The sequence below is a fragment of the Ancylomarina longa genome (genome assembly GCF_003996985.1).
GTDB classification, from domain to species: Bacteria; Bacteroidota; Bacteroidia; order Bacteroidales; family Marinifilaceae; genus Ancylomarina_A; species Ancylomarina_A longa.
In genome coordinates, this window is the sequence record NZ_RJJX01000002.1 from 64,548 (window position 1) to 77,084 (window position 12,537).

The following is a 12,537-nucleotide window of genomic DNA, read 5'->3' on the forward strand; positions in this document are numbered from 1 at the left end:
GCAGACCGATCAGGTCTATAATGTTTCTATATTCTAAACGCTATTCCTGATAGCTGCTATTTCGTGCCAAACGAAGGAAGACAGCATCCATATCCTTGGCCTCAAATTGTTTTTTGAGTTCAGAAGGAGTGTCGAGCGCCTCAATTTTCCCATCTACCATTATCGATACCCTGTCGCAGTACTCCGCCTCATCCATATAATGTGTTGTTACGAACACAGTGATTCCCTTTCGGGATGCTTCGTAAATCAAATCCCAAAACTGGCGACGTGTTACCGGATCTACGCCACCCGTAGGCTCATCTAAAAACACAATATCCGGATTGTGCAAAATGGCAACCGAAAAGGCAAGTTTTTGTTTCCATCCTAAAGGCAGTTCCCCTATTCGCTTATTTCGGACATGTTCTAAATTCAATGTGGTAAGCAATTCATCGGCTTTCATCTTTATTTCCTTACGGGACAAACCATAAATTCCCCCATAAAACCGGATATTCTCATATACCGTTAAATCTTCATAAAGTGAGAATTTCTGACTCATGTAGCCGATATTGCGTTTCAACAATTCGCGTTGCTTATAAACATCAAATCCAGCTACTTCAATTTCTCCGGAAGTGGGATACGAAAGTCCGCTCAATATTTTTATGGCTGTAGTTTTACCGGCTCCATTGGCTCCCAAAAACCCGAATATCTCTCCTTTATACACATCAAAACTCAAGTCGTGATTGGCCGTAAAATCGCCAAACTTTTTGAACAAATTCCGCACCCGAATTACTTGTTTTTCGTCTTTCATTGCTCCAGTTTATTTTCCTGACTAAGCGCCATAAAACAGTCTTCGATAACCGCTTGAATCTTTTCTATCTTCACCCCTTCATGTCCTTTATTTACCAGATATTCTTTCAATTCGGCTACCTCAAACGCATCCCTTTTATCCGTGTAATGCAACACTTGTCCGAAGGCAAACACCGAATGAACCGAAGGATATTCTCTAATATCAAGCATCGCCTGATACATATCCGAAGTATGAATGGCATACAAATCTTTTTCGTACTGATTTACAATACCTGCAGGCGTATCCACTTGCAGTATTTTTCCATCCTGAATTAAGGCAACCCGCTCGCACAAATTTGCTTCATCCATATAAGGAGTTGCCACCACAATGGTAATTCCCTTTGCTTTCAAACCTTTCAGCATTTGCCAAAACTCACTCCGGGATACAGCATCCACACCTGTTGTTGGTTCATCCAGCAATAATATTTTTGGTTGATGAATCAAAGCACAGCAAAGTGCCAGTTTTTGTTTCATCCCGCCAGATAATTTCCCTGCCAAACGATCTTTAAATGGTTCAATCTGCACCCATATATCGTGAATCATATCCATATTGTCCTCAATACGCGTATTGAAAACCGTAGCGAAAAAATTAAGGTTTTCCATCACACTCAAATCCTGATAAAGCGAAAACCTCCCCGGCATATAACCCAACAAATTGCGGATATACTTATAATCTTTAACCACCTCGTAACCACAGAGAGAAACATTACCGGTATTAGGTAGTAAAAGAGTAGTCAGAATCCTAAATAATGTAGTTTTTCCTGCACCATCAGGACCAATTAATCCAAATAGCTCTCCTGACTTAATTTCCAAACTAACACCCTGAAGCGCTAATACCTCTCCGTAAGATTTCGATAAATTTTCTATACTGATATGTGAATCCATCTTATTTCCATCTGATTTCGCCCGGCATTCCTATCTTTAGTCTGCCATCGTTTTCAACTCTCACCTTTACGGCATAAACCAATTTCACCCTTTCCTTCTTAGTCTGGATAATCTTCGGTGTAAACTCTGATTGAGCAGAAATCCATGTGATTTTTCCGGAAAGACTCTGTTCTTGCTCTCCTTGTTTGTCGATGATCACCTTCACTTGCTGTCCGAGCTTTATTTCCGGTAGCTGGTCTCCACTTACATATACCCTTAAATCCAGACTTCTTAAATCAGCTAACTTAAACAAAGGAGTTCCTGCATTCACCATTTCATATGTCTCATGATATTTTTCGAGGACAGTAGCAGCTTTGGGTACAAAAATTCTGCTTTTCTGAATCATATCGCTTATCGCATCCATCTTTCTATCGATGCTTTCCAATTCCCCAAACACTTTGGCATTTTCCGTTTTCACGGATTGAATTTGCTTTTGCACTACCAATATATTTCCGTGTATATCGTCCACATCTTTCTGCGTAGCTGCTTTATCGCGGAACATTTGATCGATTCTGGCCTGATCTTTTTCCATGATGGATTTTTGCTCCTCGTAAACGGCGATTCGGGATAAGATATTCTTGATTCCGGCTGCAATAGATTTTCGTTGCGATTTGAGTTGTTCCCGCTGTAGATACAACTGAGTGGTATCAATCACTCCCACTTCGGTAGCTTGAGTAAATACATCTCCTTCCTCCAAATTTAGATGTAATATTTTCCCACTATTTTCCGCTGAAATAGTATAATCTACAGCTTCGAAATTTCCATAAGCATCCGATTCATTTTCATTTGTATTGCATGCAGGCAACAATGCCAAAAACAATATTCCTAAGCTTGATATTTTAAATATATTTCTCATGTCTCCTTATTTTTTTAACGCTAATCCTTTAATTCTTTTGTATTCGGCTACTGATTGTTGCAATTGCACCAAGTGATATTCCCGATTTAATTTTGCCTGAATTTCCTTATTCAAATCATCTAAATAATCGCTGGATGTGATTACTCCATGATCGAGTTGTGAGGCGGAACTCTTACTAATATCCTCTTGTAATTCAATAATTGCATCATCCTTCACCAATAATATCTTGAATTTGCTGATATTATTTGCTTCCTGCTCCAATTCTATATTCTGACTACGCACAAAACTCTGTTCTTGTGTTGTCACCAAATCCTTTTGCAGACTATAATTTTTTTGCTTTCTACGACTTGTTTTCCAGTCGAATATATTCCAGGAAAGCTTTGCTCCAATCATATAATAAGTATCAAAACGATCGGTTAATTGATTATAACCCGGATTTCCATAACCCATTTGTCCAAACCCTTTAATGCTTGGCAATCTGTTCTTATGCGTTAAATTAATTTGTTCATCGAGCAATAATTTCTGCTTATCGTACCATTGATATTCTGGTCGGCTTCTCAGGCTTGAATTGTTTATTTCAGTTTCTTCAATGGGCATTTCCTTCAATTGCATGTCCACTTTCAATTCACGTCCCATTAACTGAGATAAAACTCCAAATGCAGAAGATTCAGCAGCTGCTAATTCCTGCATTTGCTGATCGATAAGCAACATTTCTGATTCCAGAATTTTTTGATTTGCCAACAGGAGACTTCCGCTTGCGACTGCCGATTTCACTAAATCCAAACGAGCCTGAATCGTCTTTACCTTTTCGTTAAGTAAGTTTCTGTTTTTTCGAATCAGCAGGATACTAAAATAGGCGGTATTCACCTTTTCCCGAAGCTGGTACATCTGTACCTCAATATTTTGAACAGCTACTGCCGAAGCCATTTTCTCTAATTTCATCTGACTTTTAATTCGACCGCCGTTATAAATCAGCTGCTCCACATCTACATTTAAGCTATACTGATCTTTGGGTGCTTTTGGTGCATCGATGCCCGGCAAAGAAATTCCCGTAACATCCGACTGATAGGAAGCTTTACCATTGGCATACATTTGAGGTAAATACCCTGTTTTCAAATTCTCAAGATTAAGACTTGAGCTTTGTTCTAAAAGTTGTTTTGCTTTAACTATTGGGAAATTTTGTTGAACCTCCTGCTGACATTGCTCCAAACTAAGCTCTGCCTCTTGTGTCCATCCCTTTTGAGTAAAAAATAGGAGTGCAATCAAAAGAGTTACACTTCTATATTTCAAAAAATATGTTCTCATATATTTATTATTTTAATTTTATTGATGCAATGATAAAATCTGCTACCCTGTCCGCTCTATTTTTTAGTAATTCATCCACATCCTCACCAGCAAAAAGTAATTTTTCGGTAAGCGGCTTACTGACAAAGGGGAAAACACATAAACTAACAATATTTAAAATTAGATCTCTTGGATCTATTGATCTGATTACTCCATTTTGAATAGCTTCATTAATCTTTTGGACCGTATTTTCTTTGGCCTCTACAAATCCCTCAATTTCCATCATTTTCAACAATCTTTCCGGTGCCATATTAACCTCATTCATTACAAAATTGGGGAGAAAAGGGTATTCAGATAAAACAGAATAATAATGACGACACAGGTTGCGAATTTTTTGGAAAAGCTCAGAATCATCCGCTAAAAATGCAGCAACTGGTCTAAGTAGCTTAATAACTGCTTCCTGAAATACATGTTCAAATAACCCATCCTTACTTCGATAATAATAATGCAACATAGCTTTATTAATTCCTGCTTCGTCAGCAATCTCTTGCATTCGGGCACCTGCCAATCCTTTTTTAGCAAACACCTTTTTGGCAGCTCTAATTATTAATTCCTGAGTTTCAACTGATTTTTTATCCATTATTTAAATTTTTAACCACATGGTTAAACGAAAAGCAAAAAATTGACCAAACAGATTAACCATTTGGTTGATGCAAATATATGCGATTACTTTTTAATTCAAAAATAAATAGGATTTTTTTTAACCAAGTGGTTAAATATTATAAAACAAGGAGCAATCACCCTACAGTAACTACCTATTTACTAGTACCTCTGGCGTTTATTTTATGTCCATGAATTTTAAAACAATAAAGCTCCTGTCGGTGAAACAGAAGCTTATATCTTTATTGAATTTTAAAAATCACATTTACGTATTACTCATATCTTAGTGATTTTATGGGATTGGTACGGGCAACTTTCATGGAGTGGCCAATAACTGTAACAATAGCCAATATCAGAGAGAGTATCAAACCAATAATGAAATAAAACCATGGAAAATCAATTTTATACACATAATTAGTAAGCCAACGTTGCATGACATAATAAGTAATCGGACAAGCTAAAATATTAGCTATAATAACACTTAAACATAGATTTCGACTTAGGATAACAATCAGATTAATTTCTGAGCTACCCAATACTTTACGAATTCCAATCTCTTTCACCCGTTGTTGCATTTCAAATGATACTAATCCCAGTAAGCCTAGCAAGGCTATAAAAAAGGCCAGTATAGTAAAATATCGCAGTACATTAGCAACCCGAATTTCACCTTTAAACAGGCTATTAAAATCATGATCTAAAAAGAAATATTCAAAGGGTTCTCCTTTGGTCATTTTTGCCCATTTTTTCTGCACCATCTTCACTCCCTCCATCACATGGTCTGCTTTCAGTTTCACCAACATATAACGTTGATGATACTTGGGAGTATAATGCAAGAACAAAGGCAATATTTTATCTTTCATTGAATCAAAATGAAAGTTCTTCACCACTCCTACAATTTCAACAGGAGTTCGTCCGCGCCCCTGAAAACTTGGCTTATACACAAATCTACCAACAGGATGATCTGTATATCCCAAAGCTTGAATTGCTGCTTCATTAGCAATAAATACAGCAGTATCTGCCAGCCTGTCCCTATCGAATTTACGCCCATCCAATAACTGTAAATTAAGCAGATCGATAAAATCCTCATCTACATTCATCAAACGAAAGTTAATCATCTCTTCGTTGCTTGCTCCTTCGCGATACATAGACCAACCATTCGTTCCTCTTCCGGGAATCATACCAGAAAATGACACTCCTTCTATTCCCGTATATTTCTTTAGCGACTCCTTAATACTTTCTTTTTCTGCTTTTTCAAATGTATATGCACGATCAACTACAAGTACCCTTTCCTTATCGAAACCTAATTTTTTGGCCTGCATATAATTTACCTGCCCCTTAATCACAAATGTGGATATTAATATGACAATGGCTACAGTAAATTGAAAAACCACTAGTGAAGCTCTTATTTTCTTACCTATTCTTCCTTTTTGAACTTCGCCTCGCAAAACCTTCATCACACGAAATCCCGAAAGAGAAAATGCAGTATAACTACCAGCAAAAATTACCACAAAAACAATTACAGATAACACAAATAGGATATAATGCCAGTCCCAAAGCAGAGATGAAGTCAAACTTTTTTGAGCAATCTGATTGAAATAAGGCAAAGTGAGTTCCACTAAAAAATAGGAAAGCACACCAGAGCATAATGCAACCAATAATGTTTCGGCATAAAATTGAACAAAAAGCAATCCACGGGTACTGCCAAATACCTTACGAACACCCACTTCCCTTGCGCGGGTAAACGATCGTGCTGTCGTAAGATTCAAAAAGTTGACACATGCCAGAAGTAAGATAAAAAATGCAATAGCAGAAAATATATATACATATTTAATATCGCCAACAGGTTCGATCTGCCCTTCTGTAGTGGTATGCAAATAGATAGACTCCAACGGTTCGAGATAATAGCTAAATTCATTTCCCATCTTCAGCCATGCATCCAGATCTATTCCTAGTACATCAACTAAGCGTGGACCCATATGCCGAACTATAAAATCATTGAACTTGGATTCCAATACTTTATAATCCGTACCAGGCTTAAGCAAGATGTAAGCCTGCATGTAATCACTAAACCAATTGTCTTCTTCCTCCGGCTCTAAATTCAACAAACAAACCAAATCGTAATGAAAATGAGAGTTTTCTGGCACATCTTTTACCACTCCAGATACAGTATAGAGTTTTTTCTCGCCTAAACGTAAAACCTTTCCAATTGGATTCTTCTCTCCAAAATATCTTTTAGAAGTTGATTCGGTAAGTACAATATTGTGAGACTCGCTTAATGCTTTTTCAGGATTACCAAACAAAAATGGTCGGGAAAATATTTTAAAAAATGTAGAATCGGTACGCAAGAGCTTATCCTCAACAAACTGATGATCTTTATAGCTAAAAAGTACATTATTCCAAAAATGAACCCGAACGGCTTCTTTTATTTCCGGGAAATCGGCCATTGCTGTTGGAGCAAAAGGGGCACAAATGGTATTTCCATCCATCTTTCTTTCCCCCATCTTAACACGATTTGCTACGCGGTAAATATTTTCAGATTGAAGATAAAACCTATCGTAACTTAATTCATCCTGCACGAATAGGTAAATAAGAAATACACAAGCTAAGCCGATGGCTAAACCAATAATATTAATAAAAGAGTAGCCTTTAAACTTATTCATATTTCGAAGTGCTACTTTAAAGAAATTACTAATCATTATTAAGAAATTAGGAATACTCCCTATGTTTATCAATCAGTATGCCACACACAATTATGCATTATTTATCAAATCATTACAAAAAAACGCTAGATTCAAAAATGTTCGAATAAGTACTACCTTGTTCGATTTCGAACAAAAAAAAGAGATGCCTATCGACATCTCTTTCAATTATTTATGTATTGATCTATTAATCTAACTTATGGATCAACAAACCAGAACGTAATTTAGGTTCGAACCAAGTAGTTTTTGGAGGCATGATATTACCGGTATCTGCAATATCAATTAATTGTTGCATAGAAACTGCGTATAAAGCAAAAGCAACTTTCATTTTACCAGAATCTACACGTTTCTGTAGTTCTTTCAATCCTCTAATTCCACCAATAAAATCTGCTCGTGTTGTAGTGCGAAGATCATCAATTCCTAAAAGGTTATCCAAAACATGGTTAGAAAGAATAGTTACATCTAAAACACCAATAGGATCCTTATCATCATAAGTACCTTGCTTAGCATTTAGCTTATACCATTTACCTTCCAAATACATAGAGAATTCGTGTAATTTAGCTGGCTTATAAATTTCTTCGCCCATGCACTCTACCTCAAATGTCTCGTTTAATTTCTCAAGGAATTCTTCCTCAGACAAGCCATTCAAATCTTTCACCGTTCTATTATAATCGATAATATTCAACTGATTGTCTGGGAAGTGAACTGCCATAAAGAAATTGTATTCTTCATTACCAGTATGATTTGGATTTTTTGCAGCAAATTCGTCTCCGATTCTTGCAGCGGCTGCTGTACGATGATGACCATCCGCTACGTAAGTAGCTGGAACCTTAGTAGCAAATAATTCTTCGATCTGCTTATTGGTTTCGGTACTATTAATTGCCCAAAAGTGATGTCCAAAACCATCTTCCGCAACAAAATCGTAATCAGGTTTGTTATTTTTAACGATACCTTCTACAATTGCATCAATCTCTGGTACTGCTTTGTAAGAAAAGAATACAGGCTCTATATTCGCTTCGGTATAACGAGTAAGAATCATACGATCCTCTTCTTTATCGGGACGAGTTAGCTCATGTTTTTTGATGATTCCATTTTTGTAGTCTTCACAAGCAGCACATCCAACGATACCGTATTGAGTACGTCCGTCCATGGTTTGTGCATAGATATAAAATTTAGCTTCCGAATCTTGTACCAACCATCCCTTTTCCTGAAACATTTTAAAATTGGATACAGATTTTTCGTACACTTCTTTTGAGTGAATATCTGTTCCTTCAGGGCAGTCGATCTCAGCACGAGTGATATGTAGTAAAGAACACTCTTTACCCTCAACCATTTGAGCTGCTTCGTCTGAGTTCATTACATCATATGGCAAAGAAGCCAATGTTTTTGAAATATCCTTTGGTGGGCGTAAGCCCTTGAATGGTTTTACAATAGCCATTTTCTGTTACGTTTTTGTTGTGTTGTTTAATTATTATTTTTTGAATCGCGTTCAAATATATAAGGAAGAAAACAAGAAGAATATGATATTCCTCTTGTTTTCTGAATATTACTTATTCACCCTGTAGGTTTCATCTCCTTTTTCGATGCAATTCACAATTTGATTTGCTCCGGCGATACCAGCATTGATATTCGCCTCTGCAGTTTGTGCACCCATCTTCTTAGGAGTGAAAAAGAATCTACCTTCAAATTTGGCAGCAATTTCATCCTTACAATCCGGAGCAATATCTGAGATATAAGCAAAATCTTTTCGATCTTCCATCAATTTCATCAATCCTTGCTCATCAATTACTTCTTTACGGGCTGTATTTACAAGAATTCCACCTTTAGGCATCTTATTCAATAAATCGTAATTGATTGAATTTTTAGTTTTATCATTTGCGGGAATATGCAAAGACACATAATTACAGGTGCTATACAATTCATCAACAGAAGTCACAACTTTTACCCCATCAGCTTCGATTTTCTCTCTTGCTACAAATGGATCGAATGCATAAACCTCCATACCAAATCCTTTGGCTATGGTAGCAACATAGCGTCCTACATTACCATAGGCGTGAATTCCAATTTTCTTTCCTCGAAGTTCAACACCTGCTTTACCATTATATCCATTTCTTGCAAAGAATACCATCATTCCCAAAACCAATTCTGCAACAGCATTGGAGTTTTGCCCTGGAGTGTTCATGGCAACTATTCCCTTTTCGGTACAAGCTTCAAGATCGATATTATCGTATCCTGCACCAGCACGAACAATTACCTTTAGATTTTTAGCAGTTTCGATAACCTCGCGTGTTGCTTTGTCACTTCTGATTATCATAGCGTCAACATCTGCAACTGCTGCTAAAAGGTCAGCTTTATCAGTATAAGATTCCAACAAAACCAATTCATAACCTGCGCCTTCCACAACTTCTCTGATACCATTAACGGCGGCAGGAGCAAAAGGCTTTTCGGTTGCAATTAATACTTTTGTCATTTTATTTGATATTTAAATTAATAAAATGTCATTGCCAGCCAAATCGAAGCAATTCAATCAGAATTACTTTAGTCGTTCCTCATGCACTGAATGACGAAAAGCAGGAAAAGTATTCCTAGTCCTGCCTATCTAAATCTAACTATTTTACGTGAATGCTTTCAAATTCTTTCATGCAATCAACTAATGCTTGCACACTTGATTTTGGTAAAGCATTATAGGTTGAAGCACGGAATCCGCCTACAGAACGATGTCCTTTAATTCCAGACATTCCTTTTGATACAGCAAAATCAAGGAAATCTTTTTCCAATTCTTTATACTCCTCCGTCATCACAAAACAGATATTCATTATCGAACGATCTTCTTTGTTTACAACAGTACCTTTGAACATTGGATTTCTATCAATTTCATTATAAAGAACCGCAGCCTTTTCGTCGTTCATCTTTTGCATTGCTGCAACACCACCTTGTGCCTTGATCCATTTTAAAGTTTGCAAAGCTGCAAATACAGGAACAACGGGAGGTGTATTAAACATGGAACCACCTTTAATATGAGTTCTGTAATCTAACATAGTAGGAATTTCGCGTTCCATTTTGCCTAGAAATTCATCTTTTACTATAACAAAAGTAACACCTGCAGGTGCAAGGTTCTTTTGTGCTCCACCATAGATCAATACATATTTAGAAACATCCACCGGACGAGAAAAAATATCTGAAGACATATCAGCTACCAAAGGAACGTCGATATCCATATCTTCTTTGATCTCGGTACCATAAATAGTATTGTTTGTAGTAATGTGGAAATAATCTGCGTCAGCAGGAATTTCATAACCTTTTGGGATATAATTATAGATTGCATCTTTTGACGATGCAACTTCTACTACTTCACCAAAAAGTTTAGCTTCTTTTTGAGCTTTGTTCGCCCAGGCACCAGTATTTAAGTAAGCGGCTTTCTTTCCTAACAAATTGTAAGGTATCATGCAAAACTGAGTAGAAGCGCCTCCACCCAAAAACAATACTGAATATCCCTCTGGGATGTTTAATAATTCTTTAAACAAAGACTGAGCTTCATCCATTACTGCAACAAATTCTTTACTACGGTGAGATACTTCCATTACAGAAAGACCAGTACCAGCAAAATTATGAATTGCTTCAGCAGTTTTTTCAACTGTGAAATCAGGAAGGATTGAAGGACCTGCAGAAAAGTTGTGTACTTTCATTTTTCAAACGTTTTAAATTTTTGTATTATTCCATATCCTGAGGCAAATTTGCAAATAAAAATTTATTTAGAGGTGATTTTATTTCTAATTTTCTATGTTTTGCAACAAATAAATTCACATCTCTTCCCCCTTTGTATAGATTAATATCTACGTTCTGAAATACAGAAATTTAACCCACAGAATTAATTTAAATATCTAGCTCAAAATTCTACTCGAAAAGATAAAATGAAAATTGATCAAATTCCTGTTTATATTATTAAAAGAATTGACTCAAATAAATCATCTTCAGATTAGAAATTAATTGAACTAAAAAATTAATAGCTACAAAAATATTAATTTATGCTAATAATCCGGTCTAAATTCTGCAATAAAAAAAGCAGATGTATAAATAATACATCTGCTTTTTGATTTATTTTTTTGAGAATTATCCTTTGTAAAAAGGAATTTTTACAATTTTAGCTTTTAGCGCCTTTTTTCTAACACGAATATAGATTTCTGAACCCAGCTTAGAGAATTCACTTTTGACATAACCCATACCAACTGATTTTTCAATCATTGGAGCCATAGTTCCTGAAGTAACCTCACCAATTTCATTTCCTTCAGCATCTTCAATTTTATATCCATGACGTGGAATTCCACGATCAATCATTTCAAAACCTTTTAGTCTGCGTTGAGGTTTATCAGCTTTTTGTTTTTCAAAAATATCACGATTGATAAAATCATTTCCATCAACAAATTTGGTAATCCAACCTAAACCAGCTTCAATAGGAGAATGCTCATCATCAATATCGTTACCATACAAACAGAAACCAACTTCTAAACGAAGTGTGTCGCGAGCACCAAGTCCAATTGGCTGAATTCCGAATTCTTTACCTGCTTCGAACACAGCATTCCATAGTTTTACTCCATCCTCATTTGATACATAAATTTCACATCCTCCAGAACCGGTATATCCTGTAGTTGAGAAAATAGCATTTTCGATACCTGCAATGTTTAACTTTTTAAAAGTGTAATATTCCATATCTTCAACAGGAACATCAACTATTTTTTGCATCGCTTTTAATGCTAAAGGACCTTGAACTGCCAATTGACAAATTTCATCAGACGCATTATACAATTCAGTCCCAACTATTAGGCCCATTTCTTCAGCATGTTTACAGCACCAATTCCAATCCTTATCAATATTGGCTGCATTTACTACCAATAAATAAGTTTCTTCATCAAAACGATAAACCAACAAGTCATCAACAATTCCGCCATTACCATTTGGAAAGCAAGTATATTGTACTTTTCCATCTGCAAGAGCTGCAACATCATTCGTAGTTAATTTCTGTACAAAATTAAAGGCTTTTGCACCTTTCACCCAAAACTCTCCCATGTGTGAAACATCAAAAACACCTAATTTCTCACGAACACAAAGATGTTCGTCTTTAATTCCAGTGTACTCAATAGGCATATTATACCCGGCAAAAGACGCCATTTTTGCGCCTAATTCTTCATGAAAGCTAGTAAATGCTGTTCTTTTCATCGTATTTTGTATTTAAGGCAAACCATCCGGGTATTCAAAACCAAGAACAACAGAGATGGATTTCGCCAAGGAATA

General features: G+C 36.2%; 10 protein-coding genes. All 10 read right to left on the reverse strand.

Annotated features, from left to right (window positions below; translation table 11 throughout):
* Window positions 1-40: 40 nt before the first annotated feature.
* Window positions 41-787: an ABC transporter ATP-binding protein gene (locus tag DLK05_RS02405; RefSeq protein WP_127342389.1), complete on the reverse strand. Its 747-nt coding sequence runs from the start codon at window positions 785-787 to the stop codon at window positions 41-43.
* Complete coding sequence (locus tag DLK05_RS02410; RefSeq protein WP_127342390.1) at window positions 784-1,710, reverse strand: ABC transporter ATP-binding protein; 927 nt, start codon at window positions 1,708-1,710, stop codon at window positions 784-786. Before DLK05_RS02410 ends, DLK05_RS02405 begins: the two co-directional genes overlap by 4 nt.
* Window position 1,711: 1 nt before the next feature.
* Complete coding sequence (locus DLK05_RS02415; RefSeq protein WP_127342391.1) at window positions 1,712-2,605, reverse strand: HlyD family secretion protein; 894 nt, start codon at window positions 2,603-2,605, stop codon at window positions 1,712-1,714.
* A gap of 6 nt (window positions 2,606-2,611) precedes the next feature.
* Window positions 2,612-3,910, reverse strand: a complete 1,299-nt coding sequence (locus DLK05_RS02420; protein WP_127342392.1) for a TolC family protein — start codon at window positions 3,908-3,910, stop codon at window positions 2,612-2,614.
* Between the two features lie 7 nt (window positions 3,911-3,917).
* Entirely contained in the window at window positions 3,918-4,529 is a 612-nt protein-coding gene (locus tag DLK05_RS02425) for a TetR/AcrR family transcriptional regulator (RefSeq protein WP_127342393.1), read from the reverse strand.
* A gap of 292 nt (window positions 4,530-4,821) precedes the next feature.
* Window positions 4,822-7,245 carry an ABC transporter permease gene (locus DLK05_RS02430; RefSeq protein WP_127342394.1) on the reverse strand — a complete coding sequence of 808 codons (2,424 nt, stop codon included), beginning with the start codon at window positions 7,243-7,245 and terminating at the stop codon, window positions 4,822-4,824.
* Between the two features lie 190 nt (window positions 7,246-7,435).
* A complete protein-coding gene (locus DLK05_RS02435) occupies window positions 7,436-8,686 on the reverse strand; it encodes a DUF1015 domain-containing protein (RefSeq protein ID WP_127342395.1) in 1,251 nt (416 codons plus the stop codon).
* A 108-nt stretch (window positions 8,687-8,794) separates the two neighbouring features.
* The gene (locus tag DLK05_RS02440; RefSeq protein ID WP_127342396.1) at window positions 8,795-9,718 is read right to left on the reverse strand and encodes a 3-phosphoglycerate dehydrogenase; all 924 of its coding nucleotides are present in this window, start codon (window positions 9,716-9,718) and stop codon (window positions 8,795-8,797) included.
* A gap of 139 nt (window positions 9,719-9,857) precedes the next feature.
* Window positions 9,858-10,934, reverse strand: a complete 1,077-nt coding sequence (gene serC, locus DLK05_RS02445; protein ID WP_127342397.1) for a 3-phosphoserine/phosphohydroxythreonine transaminase — start codon at window positions 10,932-10,934, stop codon at window positions 9,858-9,860.
* Window positions 10,935-11,358: 424 nt separating this feature from the next.
* The gene (gene gcvT, locus DLK05_RS02450; RefSeq protein ID WP_127342398.1) at window positions 11,359-12,462 is read right to left on the reverse strand and encodes a glycine cleavage system aminomethyltransferase GcvT; all 1,104 of its coding nucleotides are present in this window, start codon (window positions 12,460-12,462) and stop codon (window positions 11,359-11,361) included.
* Between the last annotated feature and the right edge of the window lie 75 nt (window positions 12,463-12,537).